We start from the raw sequence: 21,438 nt of genomic DNA on the forward strand, positions 1-21,438 counted from the left end.
AGAACGTTTCGTACTCATAGTCTTTCAGACAGGCACGAAACGGAATGCGCCTGCACCCCTGCAGGCGCAGAAAGAACCACTTGGCGGATCTCGAAGTAGATTCGAGTGTATTATCCAACCAAGAATTCACTTGAGAATGTCGAATACGTCGACTGCTTTGTACTCTTTCCCGGTTACTTCTTCGATGAGACCATCTGCTTCGAGGTTGTCGACGATTTTGTAGGCAGTCCGTCGTGAGACACCGAGATACTCCACGAGGTCAGGTGCAGTGAAATAGGGGTACTGGAGTAATTGACGGGCGAATTCGTCCGTGCTCGTACTACCTGGGTACTCCTTTTCGTATCGCTGTTGGAGGTCACGGAGCTCGTGGGTTCGATTGTATGATGTTTCGGCTTGCGTTTGCAGCCTTCGAGGAAGAACGTGAGCCACTCGTCCCACGCACCTTCCTCGCTTACCGCGCGCATCCGTTCAACGTACTCGACTTTGTGGCGATTGAAGTAGGCACTCGGGTAAATGTATGGACTTTCCAGATAGCCTTCGCTCGCCAAGTAGAGAATGATGAGGAGACGGCCAAGGCGACCGTTGCCGTCCGAGAATGGATACACTATCTCGAAGAAGTAGTGGATGATCGCGGCGTCGATGAGCGGATGGTATTGTCCTCCCATCTGGATGTACGATTCAAGCGACTGCATGGTTCATCGAGTCCGTCTGGGCTTGGTGGGACGAACGGACGTTGTCCCGACTGTGGGCTCGTTAAATGAACCATATGGTCACGGAAGTCACCGACGACGTCACCGTCGTTACGGACGTCTTCGAGGAGCATCGAGTGAAGTTCTTTGATGAGTGAGAGCGTGATCGAACTCCCGCTCTCGATCTTCTCTAGGCCATATGTAAGTGCGCTCTCGTAGTTGAGGGCCTCTTTCAGGTCTTTCTCGATTGTAGTGTCAGTCTCGCGTCAGTCTCGCCGGAGGGATGTTGGGTGTGGGACGCTTCGATGTCCTGACATGCGACATCTGCGCCTTCGATTTGGGCAGATTCGACAGCCTCAATACGAATAAGCGAGGTGCAGAGAACCGCGGAGAAGTCTACCGTCGAGCTAATTCCGTCCACACGGTCGATTTGATACGCGGCATCGGCAACGAGGTCACGTGTCTAGTCGGATATCTCAGCCCAAAATCTCGTCCAGTCCATTGCAGTCCTTGGCTAGCTCGGGCGCTCAATAATGGACGTCACCGGGGACAATCCAGAGATTCTCGCTCTCGTTGAGGATGCGGTCGAGGTGGTCTCGATGCCGGATGCCGCTCCCGTGTTCGTCGTACAGGAAGATGGTGGGACCATCGTACGCGCCTACTTGGTGGAACGCATGCCGAGCAAGCCCTTTGTCGCGCATGATCTCCTCGTCGCTCAGTTCCTCGATCGCATCCCGTACCCGATCGAGATTCCGCTTGAACTCGCTCTTCGTCGCCTCCCACCCACGTTCCAGCAGTTCCTGACCATCGTCGGAGTCGACGGGCGCTGCTACTGGCAAGTCACCCCACCGGGCTTTACCAGCGACTGACATGCCTGACTCATCGAATGTCACATAGTAGTCGAACACCGCCGTTGAATGTGAACTAGCTCCGACGAGTTGGTCGAACACCGTCTTCCCAGTCGCGAGTGCTTCGTCTCGTGTCGATTCCTCTACTGCGAGTAAATGACCATATGCATTAATTCTCACTTCAGTTCGCCGACGCACGCGACTATATTCTGCGCTACTGGCTGGTGCGCCGGCACTCATCGCCGGCGCAGAAAAACTACGGCTGAGATTGATTATTTAACAGAGACGAAGTCGGGGCAGACCTGCAGTTAACCAACAAACCCGATATCTGCGGTATGGTGGTTACCTATTCGGATGACCACAGGCTCTTAAGCCGTTGCTCAATCGCCGTAAGCACGGTTGAGTACACTTCGAGTGGATGGAGTGAGGGAAGTTCAAGATCGGTAATCTCGGTCGCAGATGGGGGCTGATGGAAGTGCAACCGTGTGTTGTGCGTGTTTGGATGGCGATCCCAGCGACACTCCCACTGGTCCGCCTCGTCGTGTTCTTCGACATAATGAATCGAGAAGTCACCAGTCGTAAACCATCGGATGTCGAGGCGAACCGCTGTCACCGAGTCTGGGTATCGTCCAGTATCAAGGAGTGCTTGGAGCAGACGCGGTTCGTACGAATCAGGGTCGAATGCTGTTTCGTCGACGAGCGAATCCGATGCGAGGTGTCGCTCTAGGAGGCGCAACGTCTGTCGGTCCGGTGGCCCTGTTGAGTTAGGCACTGAATCCTCTGGTGGCTGACTCATTTAGGCTGGAATCAGATGGCCATCGTTCTGCGAGAGTTGGCGAGCGAGTTCGTATAGCCGAATATCCCGAATCACGCCCTGCCACTCGCTGACCGCTGTCATCCGTTCGTGGATGGTCTCATGATTGTCGTAGTCGAACACAGAGACGTCTGCGGCTCTGTTGTCCCAAACTGGGACTCGTATTCAGCGCGCTGTTCTTCGAGTGCTTTCACGCGGTCGATTATCTCTTCGAGAGTGAGTTCGTCTGCGATTCGGCTGGCGTCCTGCCATTCGAGGTACCCCTCGTTTCGTTCGTACTTTGGCGGACGACTGTCTCTGTCTGCGCGGACGATGCCCATCTCCGTCAAACGGTCGAGGTGCTTTTTCGCGGCGTTCGACGAGCAATTTGCAAGCTCTGCGATCTCGGTATACGTCGTCGGCGACGTAATCCCGAGGATAACATCGTAGATACGGCCAAACGTGTCTGTTCCTTCCTGCCATCGCCGTTGCGAACCCTCGGATTCTGGGGTTGGATCAAACTCTGTCATAGCTGGCTCTACGCAGCCGAACTCAATATATCTTTGTATCCTTCAAATATATGCAAGAGTTAGTCTGTTGTGAGGACAGCAAATACCCTCGGCATTGATTCGTAGTAATCTGTGGCTCGTTCGCTATTCACTCTCCCAAACCAACCATCCAATCGAGAGGGAGGCGTAAATCTGTCTACAATTAACCAACAGACGCTAACACACCCCCGTCTGTTGGTTAAGCTCTATACAAGACCGACCTCGGTATTCCGTCTATTGGTCTGCTTCGGGATTCGTCCGTATCGGGGTGTACTGCAGATGTCGCATTCCCACATTGGCTGACCGCTCCACTCGTCATCGGAGACGGTCTCGAAACCAAGGAATCGGTGCCAGGGAAACACGTGCATTTACACAGCGAGTTCGTCTAATGTATCCCGATGGGTGCGGATGGTCACCGTCGAGACACTCGCGGCCCGTGCGACTTCTGATTGGACCATCAAGCGGCCAGCGTCACAGCCTGCTTTGTACAAGCACGCCGCGGCGAATCCTGACGGATCCGCGCCTGAAGCGACACCTACTGATTCTGCTTGGTCCGCTAATTGCCGGGCACGATGCCGAATCTGTTCGGGAATATTGAGTTCTGTGGCTACCTGTGGAATGAATCCACTCGGCCTCACCGGCTGGGTGGGAAGGCCGAGTTCCGTATTCAGCGTCTGATACGCAGTCCTCACTCGGGCGTGCTCGACCCGAGCCGCTCGGTAATCTCTTCAAGTGTTCGCGAGAGACCGTTACACCGGCATACACCGTGAACACTCGCCGCGGCCATCGCTTCGATTGAGCGGCCTTGAAGGAGGTCTTCATTTTGGGCGCTCCGGAAGAGTTGGCACGCTTGGTCACGAATTGCCTCAGCGAGTTCGAGCGCGCTACTGATGCGACGGACTTCACCGAAGCCGTGTGCGAGGTTGCGTTCGGCTTTCGACTGGAAGCGCCCGCGGGACTGTTCCCGGCGGAGTCGACCGAGTTGCCGGCGCTTTCGCCCGGAGAGTTCGTTCCCGTTCGCGTCGGTCCCACGCCCGATTTCCGTCGAGAGGCCCCGATCGTGGTGCGTCGCCGTCAGCGGCGCACCCGTACGCTCTCGGTTCTGCTCGTCGTCAGTAAACGACCGCCACTCCGGCCCGTGGTCGATACGTTCCTCCTCGAGAACGAGTCCACACTCCTCGCAGACGGTCTCGGCTACGTTGGTAGTGACCCATCCGTCACACTCCGGACACTGGTTACTCTCGTCCTGTACGTCTTCGTCGAACGCCGTCTCGTAGATAGCACTACTCGCCATAGATATCACAACTTGTTCGAGGATGTCGCCGATTCGACACCCTCGCCCCTCGTGGGGTGTATAAAACTCTCCCGTGACGCACACCGTCTTCAGTCGACGACCTAATTGGCCTTGGATATCTGCTGAGCGTATAGACTGATCATCGCTACGTTGCTTCTGAACTGACGACCGACTACTGTCCTCTGTTTAGACGGTCGTGGCTGCGCGCGCAACGAAGTGAGCACGGAGCGGAGGGTGGGGCGGCGGGCGTCGGGTGGATGGTCTCAAAAAGAAGAAGACCGTCTAATGCGCTATTCCCACCACCGGCCACGCTCAGGGAAGAACATCGACGACCACCCGGTCACGGCCAACGAGACACGCCCCTCGTACCAGTTCCGCGCCGCTCCGCGAATCTGGACACGCTCGCCTTCCTCCAGCCACGGCTGGTCTGATTTCCTCCAGACAGTCACCTTGGTTCGCCCACTCTCGTCCTCGAGTAACCCGACCTGCTGAATCGCGGGTGAATCTGCGTCCCACAATTGGGTCACACGCCCCTCGATGCTCACCTCCTTCCGGTTCACGTCCTCAACCTTTCCGATTGGGGTCACCTGTCCCGGACCCGTCTGAAGCTCTTCGTACACTCCGACGACCGCACTCATGATACTCGCCCCTTCGACTACTCGCTCGGCCAGCCGCCGACTGATTGCGCCTCTCGACCAACCATCGAGTTTCGCATCTAACCGTCTCGTCTGCTCGTTCACGCTCGCCAGTTCATCCTGAGTCGCTCCTCGCGCGGGTCCGGCCGGTCTGGGTCCGCTGGTGGGTCCACGCTCGCCGCTCGTTTCTGGAACTCCTTCCGACGTTTCGCGCTGCCCTTTGCCGCATTGATTCTCGTTCGCTTCGCCCGACCGTCTTTCGTTCCAAGTTCGGCCTGTGCGCTGATGCGCTCCAGTTCAGCCTCGCGCGCTCTAATACGCTCTTCTTGTTTGAGGGTCACGCCTTCTATCCGTTCGTCGCTCGTCTCGACGACTCCGTCTGGGTGGTTCGCATCCACCTTTCCCTGCGTCTCCATCTGCACCGTCGCTCGGAACTCCGGGGTTTCATCGACGACCTCGAAGTTGGCTTCCTCGACCGCTTGCTCGTCCGTCTGTTCGAATGCCTGTTCATCGACCGAAACAACCTTGCTGCAGCGTTCTTACTCGACATTGGTAGCTCCTATTGACCAGGGTTACCGCTCGAAGGCGCTCACTCGGCGTCTTCTTCCGACACCACGACTCTCCAGCCGTGGCTTTCTCGTTTTCACCGACTACTCCGACATGCACGCTCTCGCTCGCGCCTTCGCCCGGCTTGCCGGGCGCGAGCGAGAGCGCTATCGGAGGTCTACCATCCAGCACCGAGCGCCGACCCGCTCGGAGCAAGCGTCCAGCGGAGTCCCCGTTTCGTCCGCGACGCAACTACGTCCGTCGCGGGGCGGAGCTTGCGGAGCGTCCCGGAAGCCTCCGGAAGTCCGGGACCGAAACGGGAGACCCGCTGGCGTCGAAGGCACATTCACTTTAGCCCGGAACGGCGCTTCGCGCCGCATGCCCGGAATGGTCTGTCGCGAGCGATGCGGAGGGCGGCATGCGGCGCGCGGGGTGTGCCGTCTTCTGAACATAGGTCCAGATACCGATTCCGGAGCCACCTCAAATCGTACTGTGGATGATATCAAGTTCTTTGACGAGTAAGTCGACCAATTCAACGAGCGAGGGTAGCCCGTGTCCAAACTCTAAGGTTGGCGTTCCAAGCGATATTGTCACTCCACGAAGTGAGAAGGTGGGTTAGTTAGTGACTGATGCCCTTTGCGCCACATCGAGTACAGTCGACTTCAGCCACACCCGATGCGGACGCGCTCACAGGGCATGCGAAGTGTTCATCGCAACTGTCTTCCGGTTCGTAGGTCCACTCGATTGCCATACCCCTGGTCCCGGCTCTCTCGGTTGTAATACTTGATCGGCTTGTCCGGCGACCGAAGGTCGCCTTGAGCGACTTACGGGAGCGAAAGGGCAAGTTTTACTTCCGAGAGAGTCGGTTTCGGGGGTGGTAATCGATGTGGGGCCGGAGATCCGAAGAGAGTCCGTGAACATCTCGCATGCCGAGAACGTGTCCGAATCGGGTAGGCTGAGAGACATTGAGAGAAAACCCTGTCAAGCCGCGTCCTGCTAGATTTCCATAAAATAACGGTCTATCTTAGCCACCTTGCTCCTCTGCGAATCGAGTAACGTCCCTTCAATCTCAACGAAATACATACCAGAATATTCTGAATGGAACGGTAAATCTCACCGGGGATATCTACTGACGAACAACACCTCCGAAAGGGTGGTTTTCTACCTGAAATACCTATCACCAACAGAGAGAAGGGTTTTATCCGTTGATTCTGAGTGGGAGAATCTGTCCACCCCTAGCTACGCACAAACCTATGGAAGAACCTACAGCCTCCACTCCCTCTGATAGTCGAGACAATCTAACAAACCATCGAACAACTGACGGTGAGTCAACCCGATTATACATTCGTGTTCAACCGACCGACAACGCCCTCAACCCGAAGACGATACAGCGCCAGTTCAAGCGACTGCAACAAATCACGTACCCTGAACCAGACGGCATCCTCGACCGTTTCCGAGGACCGATCCGTCCCACGCTAGAGTTCCTCCTTGTTTCCAACACGGAATCTTCGCTCTCCTACTACGTCGGTATCGACGAGCAAGACACGGTCGATGAACTAGAACGCATTCTCCGTGGCGTCTTCCCGAACTCGTACGAGTTTGACCGTGTGGAATGGCACGCTGACCAACTCACACTATCCGATGAGATGGCCGACGGAGCAGATAGTGAAGCCACTAAAATCGCTGGCGTTGAGTTTCAGGGCCAGACCGATAGACGCCGTGATTGGCAGACCAAACTCACGCCGTTCGAGGAGTTTACGAGTCACGACGAAGACGACCATGCCCGAGTTCCGCTGACGGCAGTCGTCGAGACGATGGCTGAGCGTGACCTGCCGATGGTCTACCAAGCTCTACTCCGCCCGAAACTAGACTGGACCGACGACCTCGAAGACCGCCGTCTCGACATCGAGATGAACATCGACACTCTCGGCGGACAACTGGCGAACGCGGTCCTTGGTTCACCCGACGAGTCGAACCCTGCTCTTCCAGCGAGTGACGAAGAGCGCCTCGCAGAACTCGAAGCCAAGGATGCTCGTCGTTCGTTCGAGGTGAACGCACGCGCCATCGCTATCACAGACAAGAGCGATACCGAACCTCCGACTGAAGACCCAAAGCGGGCAGTCCGAGAACTAACGTCTGCGTTTAGTGACGTGAGCCGGACGAGCTACGAGATTAATGGTACAGTTCACACGGGAAGTGATGGTGTCGCCGTCTTTGATGCAATCCGGGAACGCCAATTCCAGCCACCAAACTACGAGCGACTCGCAACGAAAATTCCGGGGACAACAAACACTAGTTCCGGTATTGTCGCTGACGCGACGGAAGTGACAAACTTCTGTCTCCTCGATGGTGCAGCCTTAACCACAGCGGGAACGCGAGCACTTGCCCCGTCTCGGGGAGAACAAACTGCACTCCCACGGCCCACGAAGGAACAACTCACCCAGTACCGGACGTCGGGCCTCACGCTCGGCCAGCCCCTCTCCCAGGACGACACCCCCACGGACCCGATCGCACTTCCACCTGAGCTACAACCCCTACACGTCGCATGGTTCGGGAAAACCGGGTCCGGGAAGTCGACTGGACTCACGACGGGAATGCTCGACAACCACGCCGCGACCAGCGGGGCTTCGATTCTCATCGAACCGAAGGGCGATGGTATGCCGGTCGAGTACCTACGAGCGCACTACGCCAAATACGGCAACCTCGACAACGTCTACTACTTCGACTGTGCTGAAACACTCCCGGCGCTCTCGTTTTTCGATATTCGGCCACAACTTGAGGCGGGTATCGACCGGGCGACGGCCGTGCAGAACACGGTCGATCACTACATTGAGCTTCTCATCGGTATCATGGGCCGCGACCGATTCGAACGTGCGGTCCGGTCGCCGGACATCATCCGGTACCTGTCAAAGCGCTGTTCGACCCGGTCCACGGAGCGGACGCGTTCAGCCATCGCGACCTCCAGCAGAAAGCCACACAGATGGCTGAGACGCGAGACGCACCGCCCGTTACTGACGACGACCTCGCGGTGATGCTCGGCGGTGTCGTCACGAACAGCAAGCGCTCGTTCGACGAACTCATGCAGGGCGTGATGAACCGAATCGAGAAAGTCCCGCTTGACGACCGCCTCGCCCACCTTTTCAATCACGTTCCACAGAATACGACCGAAGCGAGGATAGACGGGGACGAAACAGCGCCTGACCCGGAGTTCGATTTCTTCGACGTACTCGACGAGGACGCCGTCGTAATCTTCGACACGAGCGGTCTGCGAACGGAGAGTCGGCGGGCGCTTACGCTGGTCTTACTCTCGAACCTCTGGACGGCACTTCGGCGGCGTCAACGTCTCCACACGAAAGAGAGGGATTTACCTGAAGACGACTACCAAGATAACGCTACGGACGACCTGCCACTGGTAAACCTCTACGTTGAGGAGGCCGCAGAGGTCGCGGCCTCAGGCCTGATGACCGACCTGCTCGCCAAATCCCGAGGATTTCACCTCTCGGTGACGCTCGCCATGCAGTTTCCAGCACAAGTCCGGAATACGGACACGGAAGCCTACGCCGAGATTCTGAACAACATCTCGACCATCATCACGGGAAACGTCGCGGTCGACTCAGATCTCGAAAAACGACTTGCAACCGAAGACATTCCTCCGAGTGAGGTCGGCAATCGCTTGCGGGCACTCCGCCGTGGACAGTGGTTCGCCAGCCTTCCGGCTGGATTCCAAGACCGAGAACCACGTCCGTTCCTCCTTTCGTCGGCTCCGCTGCCACCGGGACACCCCGAAGGCGATGACCCACTAACTGAAACACAGTCGCTGGCGTTCGAGGCACTTCTCGACAGCGTCAAGGACCGAACGCGGCTCGACTACGGACTCGATTTCCTCGCAGATGGGCAAGCACAGTCGCGACCGAGTACCACCGTTCAAGCTCCTGGAAGCAAAAACGGCTCTCCCGCTACTGAGACGACCAACACACGCGTCGATTCAGCGCTTCCCTACACGAAGCGACTGCCCACTTGCATTCAATACAATGAAGACGCCCACGCTATCGTCTGCACGGGGTGTGAGAGTCGCCACGACCCTTCGCCTGCTGGCCTAAAGCGCGGTATCAAGTGCTGTTCGAGCCTCGACCGTATTGACCGCGACAAGATTCCCATCTGTGAGGTCAGTCTAACCCTCTCGCCACAGGAGCGCGAGGAAAGTGAGTATTCCGACCGCCAACTCGCATTCCTGCAGGTCGTCTATGCGGCCCATCAAGGCGAGTATGATCCCGAATGGGAGTACGACATCTGTTGGGACAGCATGCTCCGCCTCCAAGAGTACGTCGGCATTGAATCCGAAGCAGTAGACGAACTCGTCGACGATGATCTACTCCGTATTGACTGTGACCACCCACACCGTCTCTACACGGTGACTGCGGACGGCCGAAGTGAAATCCAGGTTGCCCACCGCGAAGGAATTGCGTACGGCCACGGTGTCGGTGACCTTGGAGAGTCGAGCCTCCATCGCGTGATGGTTGAGATTGGTCGTCAATACGTCGAAGACGCCTACGCGAACGACTCCGATTCAGACGTAGTCGAGGTGGTTCCGTACTACGAACTCGACGATGGTCACCGACTGGACGTTGCAGGCCTCGACGCTGACGGAAACGTTCAGGCTGTCGTTGAGGCCGAGCGTGCGAACCATGACATCCTCCGAGCAGTCCCGGAGGACTACGACAAGATGGCGGCCTTCGACCCCGAGGATGCTATTTGGATTGTGAAGAACCGGGATGCCGCTCACGACGTGCTGGAGGCGTTGAACGAGCCGCCGACTGGTGATCGACGGGTGGAAAAGGAGTACAGTCGCTCCTCACCTCCACGAGCGTTCCGGCTCGATGCGCCGGGGTGTTCAGAGATTCATACGCTCGGGTATGTTCGGGGGTCGCTGCTCGACCTCGAATCACCGTGATAAGGGAAATAGGGACTCTATCGAGGGAGAGACGCGAAATAGTATACCTGTAATTTAATAAGATAGAGGGAAGGATTCGCTAAGTACCTATGTCGGCATTCCTCATTCAGGTAAGTGGACATTCCATTCAGGAGAAAGCTGACCCTCGGTATGTTGCTGGCGCGAAAGGCCCACGCTTTTGTGATGAACCACTCAAGCATGGCGAGTACTTTAACGCAAGTCCATTCTGGAAACGAGAGGGATATGGACGACGAGAGGCATGGAACAGCATTTCACCTGGAGATGAAGGGCTCCTCTACTGTACTGGAAGTGTCGACGAACACGGCGCTTGTCTCAGTCATCTTCTGACCGTAGATAGCGTCATCCTTAGTGAGTCGGATGGTGCTCGCCTTAGGTTCTCAGCGGTTCAGGAACTTGACCCAAAGATTCTATACAGCGATATTCAGGATGAGATCGAGAAAGGTTCCTTCTCAGAGCAGATGAATTACTGTGGTCAAGAGGGATTCAATATTGCTCAGATAGCGGCTTCGGATATTGACCGTGTTCGTGATCTCGTCAACTCGATGGAGTCACAGGATATCTCCTCAGACTCATATCCGGACGACTCCTTGAAAGCAATCGCAGAAGACCACTTTGGAGGATAACCCGCGCAGGTATGCACATTAGAGGTTCAACCAGTTCCAAAGTGTCTAATAGCCGTCTACGGGAATCAAGGCTCTCTTTCTAAGCGCTTTTCATCGGCTACCATCTTTTTCGTAGTTGACGTGGTGCTGGACTATACGCATGCCAATTGATATTGGAGGCGTTGTGAGTGATGGATATGAACGGACTGTCGCACGAAATGGGCTACTCTTCATCGGTATTTTCTACCTGATTTCTCTTCTTGAGGGATTGTTCTCGCCCACTCCACCAACCGGCTATGCTTCCGGACCCAGTTGGTGGGCCGGGTATGGGGCCTGCTCCTGTTGAAGGGATGCAGCCCTACGCACCATCGTTGGGTCTCTCACCGGTACTCACTAGCCTCCTCTCGTTGCTTCTCGGAATCATCTCCATAGTCGTTACAATCGGTGCACTACGGACGTTCGTAAGTGAAGAAACAGAGCAGATACCCGAAGCGCACTTTAGACACAACCTCTTGTGGGCGGGGTTGAACCTCATCATCGGAGGCATCATCTTTGGAATCACCATCGCTATCGGATTCCTCTTTCTCGTTGTTCCAGGCTTGTTCCTGCTCGTGAGCCTCTTTTTCTGGGAGGTCTATGTCGCCGTCGAGGATCAGAACTTCATCGAAGGGTTCCGGAACAGCTGGCGATTGACCCGCGGCCATCGACTACGATTGTTCGGACTCGGCATCGTCGTCGCAATCATCGCACTGCTAGTCAGCATCGGTTTCGGAATCCCCGGAATCTTTCTCCCCGATATCCTCGGGTTTCTGATTGCACAACTCGGATCTGCCTTTTTCGGTGTCTTTTTCCTCGCCACGGTCGCACAAACCTACAACCAACTTACCGCGATGGAGAACGAGCCACGTGTCGAAACAGCTGAAGAGAGAACGTAATGCAGACTCGTTCCGTACGCATCACTCCACGGGTCCCCACCGCCCATTTCATCCAGATAGAACCCGTTTGAGCCGGTAGATAATCCCAGTGGGCGAAGACTCCTGTGAGGTATCGTCTTCGAGTGCTTTCCGTTTTGCACGCTCGATATCTCGTTCGTCCCGAAGACGTTCGTTCTCGGCTTCGAGTTCACGAAGTCGCTGCTCGAGCCTCGTAATCGTCTCGATGCGTGCTTTCTCCCGTTCGTAGACGGTTCCTTCGTTGTCGGACGGCTGAACGCCAGCGACTGATGAGGAGTCCGCCACCGAGTTAACAGACGAATCGTACTCTCCCGTGTCCGATTCTGCCTGTGCTTGCTGACCCTGCTCTCCGCTCGGCGAGTAGTACTCAGTCGTCACGTTCTCTGCACGCTCGATCGTCTTCTCACCGTACGTGCTTCCGTCAGCGTAGTGGACGGCATCCCATTTCTCACGCATGAGGCCCGACCGCCTGAACAACCGATCCATTCGGTGGGTATCGCCGCCAGTCCAGAACGCGAGCAGGCATGCAAGCGCCATATCCGCCTCAGATTGGCTGTCATATCCGTGGGTATCACCACGCCAGAGTTGCTCGAACTTCGCGCTGTTGGACGCTGCTCGCGCCCGAGCGAGCAACGCCTCGTCCGAGAGCGCCTCGTTCGGTGATGTGGACGCTTCGATGCTACTTGTTTCCGTTTCGGTGGGTTCGTCATCCCCGTCACTGGATTCCGTGTTTCGCTCGCTGTCTGTGTTCTCAGGTTCGTCCTCGTCGGCGACGTGGTCGGCGTACACGCCAGCGAGAGCCGTTGTACGTTCGATAATATCGGTCGGAGTCGTCTCAACGTGGTTGGCGGTGACGGTAAAGAATCGAGCAGTTTCGTAGAGTTCAACGTCACCTCGTCGGTTCCGTCCGGGCGGGAGTTCACCTTCGATGAGGACGTGATATCCCGTTCCAGACGGACTGATTTCGGTGTACGAGTTGAGTTCGTCGATAATGGATTTCGCCCAGTCAGTCGGCGTTTCCGTCTCTGGGTCACGAGCGTCGTCGAGGTCGACCCCCACGAAGGGATCGTCGTTACAGAAGACGAAGCCGAGCCCGTTAGCCGATCCATCAACTGCATACTCGCGTGCCGTCTCGAAACTCCCCCATGTCTCGTCGTCAGTCGCGGACGCAAACCGGCCCGTGTGGGGATTCACGGGAACCTTCGTTTGTTTATCCCCACGTGTCTGTTCGCGCCAGCACACCCACTGGTCGTACTCAACAAGCAGTTCGGGAAGGTCGGAGGTAGTCGGAAGCATTGTCATCTCGAATCGAGGGACGCCGTCGAAGCGACTCGGTCCCAGAGTACCGGCACAAATGCAACCGGGGTACTTGATGGTACTAGATACCGATTTCAACACGCGCACCGACACATCTTTACTTCACAGCTTTCCAACTCTCGTCTAAACCGACAGGATAAGCAGGCGGATATCTCGAAGTCGTTCGGCAATCTCTAATTCCTCATAATAACGAGCGTTCCCCCGAACTACTTGCCCGAGGCCGTTCACACTTCGTGAATCACCCGAAAGAACGACTCTCGTGGACGATGTACCCTTTTACCCCGTTCTCTCAGTCTCGCGCACGTAGCATGAACAGACCACCTGATTCGATACCGATCGGGAGAGACGCTAAAACTAGCAGATAGGCTCGAGTTGCACTGAGCCTCAGCGAGGAATTCCCGAAAATTCGACAGCGCAGCTAGGGTGTATCCAGTAATTCGGCCCCACCTCGTAACGGGAAACACTACAGGAGCGCATTCTACGACGACCGATTAGGCGATTCTCTCTTTGCAGAAGCCTTCACGACCCCATTTCGCATTCAGCACGAACTGGAGAACTCCCCTGAATCTATTCCGGCGAAACACCCGAATTCGACATTAAAACCGGGGATGTACCGTCAAATTCTCTTTCTACCGCCATCCACTCAGAATCGGACCCCGCTACGTGCAGAATCACCAGACCCCTCACAGACGCGAATCCGGACGTACATAGTGTCTCTCCAGAGAACCCAAGCAATACGTAGAATCGTCCGATTGCCCTAGAACACCAACAAAAGAACAACGTAAAAGCAGAGTCTACACCCACTCACGCAGCGTATCTTTCGGAAATTAGCTAGTTTGTGAACTGCCGTCGTATTGCCTATCCTGAAGGTGAGGTAGGAGGAACTGGTCTGGAAAGCAGAGCGAAGGAACTGAAAAGTCACCATTGGTGTGTTTGCAATCTCCGTAGAGCGTGGGCCTCGCAGAAAGTAGCGAACTATTTGCCGAGTCGTCCGGGCCTAAAAACTGATGCAAATTGGTGGGGTTGAGGTACCTATCCAGTGCGACGGAGCACGAAGCCTCCCAGACTCGCGAAGCGGAATTCGAAGGGCGAAAAACTGCTACAGTGACCGAGGGACTATCCCACGAAGCTGAGACGAAAGTATAAACGCACGAACCGCTTCCTAGACCCGTGCAACCACTCGAGTTCGAGAACGAACTAACGCTGCTCACGTACCAGCAAGACGGCTCCGAAGACGAGTTTCACGAGACTTACGAGGCGGCCGTGGAGTCGGTCAGGGCCGACCTGGGAGCGTCCCACGCACTCCGCATCGACGGTGACTCCATCGAGGCCGAGGACCGATTCACGGTGACGAGTCCTGGGGATTTCGACCTCGAAATCGGCGAGTTCGCCGCGGGCGGCGAAGCCGAAGTCGACGCCGCGGTGAGCGCCGCCGCCGACGCGTTCCCCGACTGGGAGCGCCGCGACGTCGATTCGCACACCGCCGTCTTCCGGGACGCCGCCGACCGCATGCGAGATCGCAAGTTCGAACTGGCGGCTACGCTCTCGCTTGAGAACGGGAAGAATAGGACCGAGGCGATGGCCGACGTCGACGAGGCCATCGATTTCCTCCGGTTCTACAGCCTCGAACTGGAGTGCTCTGACGGCTATCAATTCAACACCGGCCAACCGACGCCCCACCAGCACACGACGAACCTGCTGCGACCGTACGGCGTCTTCGCGGTCATCGCTCCGTTCAACTTCCCGCTGGCCATTCTCGCGGGAATGACGGCCGGCGCGATGATCACTGGCAACACCGTCGTCGCCAAGCCCGCGAGCGCGACGCCGCTGATCGCCCACAAGTACGCCGATATCCTCGCCGACGCGGGGATTCCCGACGGCGTGTTCAACTTGGTCACGGGCGGCGGCAGCACAGTCGGCCAACCCCTCACTGAGCACGAGGATGTCGCTGGCGTCGCGTTCACGGGGTCTCGCGAAGTCGGTCTCGACATCGAGCGGGCGTTCAGAGAGCAGGGCAAGCGCGGCCCCGTCATCGCCGAGCTCGGCGGAAAGAACCCGGTCATCGTCAGCGACGAGGCCGACCTCGACGGCGCGGTCGAGGGCGTCGCGATGGGCGCGTTCTCGTTCAGCGGCCAGAAGTGCTCGGCGACCTCCCGCGTGTACGTCTATGAGAACGTCTACGACGAGTTCACCGACCGATTAGTGGAGGCGACCGAACGATTGGGTATCGGTCGCGGCGAAAGACTCGACACCGTCGTCAACCCCGTTATCGACGATAGCGCACTCGAGCGCTATCGGAACATTACCGAGCAAGCGCGGACTGACGGGACGATTCGGACTGGTGGGTCCGTCGTCGACGATGACGACCTCCCCGAGGGACGCTACGTCGAACCGACCGTCGTCACCGACATCCCCCACGGACACGGCCTCGCTCGCGAGGAACACTTCCTCCCGTTCGTGACGATCCACCCCGTCTCGGACCTTCAGGAAGGCATCGCAAAGTCCAACGACAGCGACTACGGCCTCTGTGCCGGACTATTTTCGGAAGACGACGCGGAGATCGACCGCTGGTTTCACGAGATAGAGTCCGGGATGTGCTATGTGAATCGGTCTCAGAGCGCGACCACGGGCGCGCTGGTCCAAGCACAGCCCTTCGGCGGCTGGAAGTTCTCCGGGACGACCGGCAAGTTCGCAGGTGGCTACTGGTATCTCCAACAGTTCTTGCGCGAACAGAGTAGAACTCGTGTCGAATAGGCCGGAGAATCTCGTTTTGACCCGGACACGGCTATCCGATAACTTCTAACCTCGACACGGCTCCGGGGAGGAGTCAGACGAGGCGCTTGGTTTATCGGTAGGGGAGATTAGGACATCACGAACGTCAACGCACCGTCGCAGTCGGGACATTTCGGTGGCAGGGTGTCGTCCAACTCGACAGCGTAGCCACAGTCGTTGCATTCGCACGCACCGTGCGTCGAGGTGTCGGCACTCGCGTGCGGATTCACTGTCGGATGTCGGAGTCCTATCGGCGGCGAGTCACTCGCGGCCATGTGCGAACAGAGGGCACGAATCCGTAAATATGTTCCATAGCGAATAGAACATACTCCCGTCGAAGCGTATTAGACGCAGTAATGGACCACGGATTCGTCGCTCGGCTGGGCCACGGGCCCCTAGTCGGTCGCCGACCTCTTCCGGATGCCGGACGAAGGTGACGTTCGGTTTGGAACTCTGTGACCGACAATTCATTCGACTTCGGGCCTAGCAGCGACTACTACGGTTCCCACCGAGAGTGGGTCGACTGTGGCGTCAGCTCACGCGGATACTCAGTGAGGTTCTCGTAGCCGTCTTCGGTAATCACGACGAGGTCCTCTATCCGAACGCCACCGTGCGCCGGGTCGTACACGCCCGGTTCCACGGTCACGACGTTCCCGGCTTCCAGTCGGGTGTCGCTCGTCAGCGACGGGGCTTCGTGGAGACTGACGCCGACTCCGTGTCCGACCCCGTGATACATCCCGACGTCGACTTCGCCGCTCGCGAAGCCGTGTTCCGACAGGACCTCGGTCGCGGCCGCGTGAGCGTCACTGGCCACGGTCCCTGCACCGTCTTCGAGCGCCGCGAGGGCCGCGTCCTGGGCTTCCGTCACCGCCGCGTACGCGGTAGACTCCCACTCGTCGACCTCTCCGGCGACGAACGTCCGGGTGAAATCGCCGTAGTAGCCGTGCGGGCCTCGCGGGGAGAGGTCGAGTAGTACCGTTTCGTCGGGATGGATCCCGTCCGTTCCCGTAAAGTGGAGGTCGGTACAGGTTTCGCCCGCACCTATCACGGTGTTATCGGCATCGCGAACGCCGTCGGCCGCCAAGACCGCGTTCACTTCTCGCCGAAGTCGTTCGGTCGTCAGAGGCGAGCCCTCCCACTGGAGTTCGTCGCCGTCTCGTTCCGATGCTGCCAAGACGGCCTCCGCACGCGCCATACCGCGTTGGGCCGCTGCTTGGACGGCGGCGTGACAGGCTCGTTCAGCGGTAGTCTTCCGACGGCGGCCGACGTCTTCCGCGGCTGTATCCAGCACGTCGATGGTATCCACTGCTACGTCGAGGTCCCGGTAGGACGTGCTCGGGAAAGAGGCCGGAACGAGAAGCGAGGAACAGCTATCCGCGAGGTCGTCGAGCGCCTCCATGGCCCGGGACGAGGCGCTCAATGCGGACTGGTCGGCGACCGTGTAGACGCGGTCACCGGGGAACTCGCGGTTGGCTTGCTGCGCGAACAAGCGCGGGGCACACAGTGCGGCCTGTCCCTCGGTGTAAACGAACGCGTAGTCGCGGTCCGGGCCGGAGAACCGAGTGAGATACCGGAGCAGGTCGTCGAACCGATCGCCGACGTGGACGAAGGCGTCGGCCTCTCGCTCGGCGAGCAGAGTATAGAGTCGGTCGTACGCGGTCGTCGGCGGGTCCGGAGTTCGGACGGGAGAGTCCATACGAGAACTCACCAGTAGCGGGTGAGAAAGATGTTGTGCTACGCTATCGCAGACCATCGGAGGCGGTCAGAGGGGCTCGATCGAGTCCTCGATACGAATCGGGCCGCCTTCGACGATGTCGGCACGCAGTCCCCCGCGATGTTTGAGAGCGTCTTCGATGCCGTCGACGGTGGACCGGCGCAGGTGGTCGCACGGTTCACAGAGTCGCACGCCCTCGCAGACGGCCTCGCCGACGCGGAACCGCTCGCCGACCAGATGGTTGAGGGCGGTGTCGCGGGTCGTGATATTCCGGCGGTGCTCGTCGAAGTCGACGGCGATCCCCGCTTCGCGTTCGATCGCCTCGATCGCCTCGGATTCCGTGAGCGTGATTTCCCGGCCGCCGCCCTGGACATCGGAGAAGGTACCGATACCCTCGAAGTAGCGATCGCCTCGAAGTCCCTCCCCGGCGACGGCTTCCACCTCGTCCCGGGACCGCATCGGTGCCTCCGCTTCGGGAGCGGTGTGAATCGCCACGACCGTTCCTGTTCCGTCCATACCCCCACATACGAGACGCGTGACAAGAACGTTCCTCCGAGAAACGCGATAGAACGGCCGTTCCCCAGAGTTATAACGGGCGGCGGACAAGAACCGCCGAAACCTCGGCAAACAGTCTCACACGACGACAGTCTCGTCTTCGAGTTCACCCCGGACCTCGACGCCGCGTACACCGCGACCGACGGCGAGTCGCTCACTATCGAGACGATAGACAGCCTCGGCGGCGCGGTACAGGACGAGTCGACCGTCATCGACGAGGTCCCCGACGAGGTGAACGGTGCGACGGGACCGATAGCGGTCGAGGGGCCCGACCGGGCGACGTCCTCGCGGTCGAGATCGAGGACGTCCGGGTGACCGAGGACCGCGACCGGGTGACGACGATTCCCGGCTTCGGGTTCCTCCACGAGGACGACCGCATCGAGGAACCCCGGACCAGGATTACGCCCGTCGACGGCGACAGCATCGACTTCCGGGGAATCGACGTCGACATCCAGCCGGTCATCGGGACCATCGGCGTCGCACCGGCCTCCGAGTCATACACGACCCTCGTTCCGCACGACCACGGCGGGAATCTCGACACGACGGACGTCACCACCGGGTCGACGATCTACTTCCCGGTGTTCCAGGAGGGCGCGATGCTGGCGATGGGCGACGCGAAGGCCGCCATGGCCGACGGGGAGATGTGCGGGACCGGAGCCGAGATTAGCACGGCGGTCGACGTGACCCTCGACGTCGTCTCCGACCCGGCCGTCTCGTTGGAGCGACCCCTCGTCGACGCGGGCGACGCGTGGAAGACCGTCGCGAGCGCCGAGACGCTCGAAGACGCCTGCGAACTGGCGCACGTCGACCTCGTCGAACTGCTCGGCCGGGAACACGGCTTCGACGCGACCGACGCCTACATGTTCGCGAGCCTCGTCGGCGGTCTGGAGATCAGTCAGGTTGTCGACCCGCTGGTGACCGCCCGCAACGCGATTCCGAAGGAGTACCTCTCGAACCCGTTCTGACGCGGCGACTGCAGTTCGACCCTACTCCCCGGCCGCGTCGTCTCCGTGCTCGGCTTCGTTTCTGCGTTCTAGTGCCCTTCGGCTCACTGCTGCATCCGCCGCAGGGCTTCCCCGACAGTGAACGATGAATCCGTACGCGCGACGAGTTCTATCACCTAATTGTCTCTCGCAGAGACCGTTCTAAGGAGACGAACAAAATCCGTTCGCTCTTCGAGTCGTTCCGGAGTCGGACTCGTCAGAACCGATGCCGGTCAGCCAATACCTGAATACGCGTGAGGGAAATCACGGGTCTATCGACCCAAGCTCTATGACGCCTCACGAGGGACGTACTGCCAGCATGACTTTCGACCCGACCGACCGAGGACTGGACGCTGACGAAGTCCCTGAGCGCGTGGACGAGGCTATCGAGGAGAACGAGGTCGTCCTCTTCATGAAAGGCGACGCCCGGATGCCGCAGTGCGGCTACTCGAAGCGGGCGCTCGGACTCGTCCGCCGGTACCGCGACGACGTCGAGACGGTCGACGCGCTTCAGAACCTCGACGCCTTCCGCGAGGCGCTGGAGGCGCACAGCGGCTGGGAGACCATCCCCCAGACCTTCGTGGACGGCGAGTTCGTCGGCGGGAGCGACATCCTCGTCGAACTCGAAGAACGCGGTGACCTCGCAGAGACCCTGAACGCCGACGGGAGGAAGGCTGATACGGGGACCGCTACTGGTAACGACACCAGCGTCGACGCGCCTTTCTAAAGTCCGTCCCGGTTTTCCGGAACCTCGACGTACCGGCGGAGTTTCTGCGGTGCGTTCCCGCCACGAACGACCTGTGATGTTCTCGTATCCCCTCCAACTCCACGGAAACGGTCGAACGTATCCGAACGCTCAAGGAGGCGAACGCTGACCTATCCAGTAATGAACCTCAGTATCGTCGGAAGCGGTTACGTCGGCACTACGGTTGCCGCCTGCTTCGCCGACTACGGCCACGAGGTGACGAACGTCGATATCGACGAGGAAGTCGTCGCGGCCATCAACGCGGCCGAAGCCCCGATCCACGAACCCGGTCTCGAAGAACTGGTCACCGAACACGGCGGCGACCGCCTGCGAGCGACGACCGACTACGCCGCCACACGCGAGACCGACGTGACGTTCCTCGCGTTGCCGACGCCTACGGGCGACGACGGCCGTATCGACCTCGAAATTCTCGAAGCGGGCGTCCGGTCGCTGGGCGACGCACTCGCCTCGAAGGACGACCCGCATCTGGTCGTGGTCAAGTCCACGGTCGTCCCCGGAACGACCGAGGAGACCGTCGCACCGATACTCGCCGACGCCTCCGGGAAAACACTCGGCGAGGACCTCCACGTGGCGATGAACCCCGAGTTTCTCCGGGAAGGGAGCGCGGTCGCGGACTTCCGCGACCCCGACAAGGTCGTGTTCGGAACCCGGACCGAGTTCGCACGCGAGCGCCTCCGCGAGGTCTTTGCGCCCTTGCTCGACCAGTCTGACGCCGAACTGGTCGAGACCGGAATTCGGGAGGCCGAGATGATGAAGTACGCCAACAACGCCTTCCTCGCGTCGAAGGTCAGTCTCGTCAACGAACTCGGAAACATCTGCAAGGAGTACGACGTAGACGCCTACGAGGTGGCCGAAGCCATCGGACTCGACGACCGCATCGGGGAGCGATTCCTCCGGTCGGGCGTCGGGTGGGGCGGGAGCTGCTTCCCGAAGGACGTGTCGGCGCTCGTCGCCGCCGCCCGCGACGCCGACTACGAACCCGCCCTGTTGGAGGCCGCCGTCGAGGTCAACGAGAAACAACCCGACAGACTGCTCGACCTGCTCGACGTCCATCTGGACCCGGACGGGAAGCGCGTCGCTGTCCTCGGACTCGCGTTCAAACCCGGCACCGACGACGTGCGCAACTCCCGCGCGATACCCGTCATCGAAGGTCTCCGCGAGCGCGGCGCCGACGTCGCGGCCTACGACCCCGTGGCGACCGAGAACATGCGCGAGCGCTTCCCCGACGTCGAGTACGCATCCTCCGCGGAGGCCGCACTCGACGGGGCGCAGGGTGCGGTGGTCGTGACCGACTGGGACGAGTTCGCCGCCCTCGACTCGGCGTTCGACGCGATGGCGAACCCAGTGGTCGTGGACGGTCGTCGCGTCGTGGAGCGCCGCGACGGTATCACGTACGAAGGACTCACGTGGTGACGGACGCGAAAACTGTGTAGAGACACGAGTAGAGGTGG

At 58.9% G+C, this 21,438-nt stretch carries 13 protein-coding genes and 7 pseudogenes; 8 read left to right on the plus strand and 12 right to left on the minus strand.

The window, feature by feature from the left end; genetic code table 11:
- Positions 1-126: 126 nt before the first annotated feature.
- The 8 genes and pseudogenes from NGM06_RS24260 to NGM06_RS00115 all read right to left on the minus strand — a co-directional run bounded on the left by NGM06_RS24260 (position 127) and on the right by NGM06_RS00115 (position 5,357).
- Positions 127-438 (minus strand): helix-turn-helix domain-containing protein, encoded by a 312-nt coding sequence (locus NGM06_RS24260; protein WP_368410499.1) that lies wholly within the window; start codon positions 436-438, stop codon positions 127-129.
- Positions 439-605: 167 nt separating this feature from the next.
- A pseudogene (locus tag NGM06_RS24265) lies at positions 606-692 on the minus strand (hypothetical protein); the annotation flags it as partial.
- A 229-nt stretch (positions 693-921) separates the two neighbouring features.
- A pseudogene (locus NGM06_RS24270) lies at positions 922-1,131 on the minus strand (Fic/DOC family N-terminal domain-containing protein); the annotation flags it as partial.
- Positions 1,132-1,216: 85 nt separating this feature from the next.
- Positions 1,217-1,707: pseudogene (locus NGM06_RS00100) on the minus strand (DUF7995 family protein).
- 176 nt (positions 1,708-1,883) lie between these two features.
- On the minus strand, positions 1,884-2,333 hold the full coding sequence (locus NGM06_RS24275; RefSeq protein WP_368410457.1) for a toxin-antitoxin system TumE family protein: 450 nt from the start codon (positions 2,331-2,333) through the stop codon (positions 1,884-1,886).
- A pseudogene (locus tag NGM06_RS00105) lies at positions 2,334-2,860 on the minus strand (winged helix-turn-helix domain-containing protein).
- 386 nt (positions 2,861-3,246) lie between these two features.
- Positions 3,247-4,172 (minus strand): annotated as a pseudogene (locus NGM06_RS00110) (transcription initiation factor IIB).
- 290 nt (positions 4,173-4,462) lie between these two features.
- Positions 4,463-5,357, minus strand: a pseudogene (locus tag NGM06_RS00115) (OB-fold nucleic acid binding domain-containing protein).
- Positions 5,358-6,606: 1,249 nt separating this feature from the next.
- Here NGM06_RS00115 and NGM06_RS00120 point away from each other — a divergent pair.
- From NGM06_RS00120 to NGM06_RS00135, 4 genes are all read left to right on the plus strand, one after another.
- Complete coding sequence (locus tag NGM06_RS00120) at positions 6,607-8,385, plus strand: ATP-binding protein (protein ID WP_254268366.1); 1,779 nt, start codon at positions 6,607-6,609, stop codon at positions 8,383-8,385.
- Positions 8,334-10,304, plus strand: coding sequence for a type IV secretory system conjugative DNA transfer family protein (locus NGM06_RS00125; protein WP_254268367.1), 1,971 nt, complete (start codon positions 8,334-8,336; stop codon positions 10,302-10,304). Before NGM06_RS00120 ends, NGM06_RS00125 begins: the two co-directional genes overlap by 52 nt.
- 89 nt (positions 10,305-10,393) lie before the next feature.
- Positions 10,394-10,948, plus strand: coding sequence for a hypothetical protein (locus NGM06_RS00130; protein WP_254268333.1), 555 nt, complete (start codon positions 10,394-10,396; stop codon positions 10,946-10,948).
- 275 nt (positions 10,949-11,223) lie between these two features.
- A complete protein-coding gene (locus tag NGM06_RS00135) occupies positions 11,224-11,862 on the plus strand; it encodes a DUF7847 domain-containing protein (RefSeq protein WP_254268368.1) in 639 nt (212 codons plus the stop codon).
- A gap of 48 nt (positions 11,863-11,910) precedes the next feature.
- Here NGM06_RS00135 and NGM06_RS00140 read toward each other — a convergent pair whose 3' ends face one another.
- Positions 11,911-13,182 (minus strand): phage NrS-1 polymerase family protein, encoded by a 1,272-nt coding sequence (locus tag NGM06_RS00140; protein ID WP_438267629.1) that lies wholly within the window; start codon positions 13,180-13,182, stop codon positions 11,911-11,913.
- A 1,185-nt stretch (positions 13,183-14,367) separates the two neighbouring features.
- On the opposite strand from NGM06_RS00140, the gene NGM06_RS00145 reads away from it, so the two are divergent.
- Positions 14,368-15,951 (plus strand): aldehyde dehydrogenase family protein, encoded by a 1,584-nt coding sequence (locus NGM06_RS00145; RefSeq protein ID WP_254268336.1) that lies wholly within the window; start codon positions 14,368-14,370, stop codon positions 15,949-15,951.
- Between the two features lie 107 nt (positions 15,952-16,058).
- Here the strand turns inward: NGM06_RS00145 and NGM06_RS00150 are convergent, their stop codons facing one another.
- The 3 genes from NGM06_RS00150 to NGM06_RS00160 form a co-directional block, all read right to left on the minus strand.
- Positions 16,059-16,244, minus strand: coding sequence for an SIR2 family NAD-dependent protein deacylase (locus NGM06_RS00150; RefSeq protein ID WP_254268337.1), 186 nt, complete (start codon positions 16,242-16,244; stop codon positions 16,059-16,061).
- A gap of 221 nt (positions 16,245-16,465) precedes the next feature.
- A complete protein-coding gene (locus NGM06_RS00155) occupies positions 16,466-17,665 on the minus strand; it encodes a M24 family metallopeptidase (protein ID WP_254268338.1) in 1,200 nt (399 codons plus the stop codon).
- Positions 17,666-17,731: 66 nt separating this feature from the next.
- A complete protein-coding gene (locus NGM06_RS00160; protein WP_254268339.1) occupies positions 17,732-18,199 on the minus strand; it encodes an MOSC domain-containing protein in 468 nt (155 codons plus the stop codon).
- Positions 18,200-18,271: 72 nt separating this feature from the next.
- Between NGM06_RS00160 and NGM06_RS00165 the strand changes: the two are divergent.
- The 3 genes and pseudogenes from NGM06_RS00165 (at position 18,272) to aglM (ending at position 21,400) form a co-directional block, all read left to right on the plus strand.
- Positions 18,272-19,203: pseudogene (locus NGM06_RS00165) on the plus strand (acetamidase/formamidase family protein).
- 337 nt (positions 19,204-19,540) lie between these two features.
- The gene (locus tag NGM06_RS00170) at positions 19,541-19,948 is read left to right on the plus strand and encodes a glutaredoxin family protein (protein ID WP_254268341.1); all 408 of its coding nucleotides are present in this window, start codon (positions 19,541-19,543) and stop codon (positions 19,946-19,948) included.
- A 159-nt stretch (positions 19,949-20,107) separates the two neighbouring features.
- On the plus strand, positions 20,108-21,400 hold the full coding sequence (gene aglM, locus NGM06_RS00175; protein WP_254268342.1) for a UDP-glucose 6-dehydrogenase AglM: 1,293 nt from the start codon (positions 20,108-20,110) through the stop codon (positions 21,398-21,400).
- Positions 21,401-21,438: the final 38 nt, after the last annotated feature.

The organism is Halorussus aquaticus, assembly GCF_024218795.1.
Classification (GTDB): Archaea; Halobacteriota; Halobacteria; order Halobacteriales; family Haladaptataceae; genus Halorussus; species Halorussus aquaticus.

Bases quoted from the DNA above. Each gene is read 5' to 3' on its own strand.
- aglM (WP_254268342.1), top strand. From the start codon at position 20,108: ATGAACCTCAGTATCGTCGGAAGCGGTTACGTCGGCACTACGGTTGCC.
- NGM06_RS00160 (WP_254268339.1), bottom strand. From the start codon at position 18,199: ATGGACGGAACAGGAACGGTCGTGGCGATTCACACCGCTCCCGAAGCG.
- NGM06_RS24275 (WP_368410457.1), bottom strand. From the start codon at position 2,333: ATGAGTCAGCCACCAGAGGATTCAGTGCCTAACTCAACAGGGCCACCG.
- NGM06_RS00120 (WP_254268366.1), top strand. From the start codon at position 6,607: ATGGAAGAACCTACAGCCTCCACTCCCTCTGATAGTCGAGACAATCTA.
- NGM06_RS00125 (WP_254268367.1), top strand. From the start codon at position 8,334: ATGGCTGAGACGCGAGACGCACCGCCCGTTACTGACGACGACCTCGCG.
- NGM06_RS00130 (WP_254268333.1), top strand. From the start codon at position 10,394: ATGTCGGCATTCCTCATTCAGGTAAGTGGACATTCCATTCAGGAGAAA.
- NGM06_RS00140 (WP_438267629.1), bottom strand. From the start codon at position 13,182: ATGACAATGCTTCCGACTACCTCCGACCTTCCCGAACTGCTTGTTGAG.
- NGM06_RS00135 (WP_254268368.1), top strand. From the start codon at position 11,224: ATGCTTCCGGACCCAGTTGGTGGGCCGGGTATGGGGCCTGCTCCTGTT.
- NGM06_RS00155 (WP_254268338.1), bottom strand. From the start codon at position 17,665: ATGGACTCTCCCGTCCGAACTCCGGACCCGCCGACGACCGCGTACGAC.
- NGM06_RS00170 (WP_254268341.1), top strand. From the start codon at position 19,541: ATGACTTTCGACCCGACCGACCGAGGACTGGACGCTGACGAAGTCCCT.
- NGM06_RS00150 (WP_254268337.1), bottom strand. From the start codon at position 16,244: ATGGCCGCGAGTGACTCGCCGCCGATAGGACTCCGACATCCGACAGTG.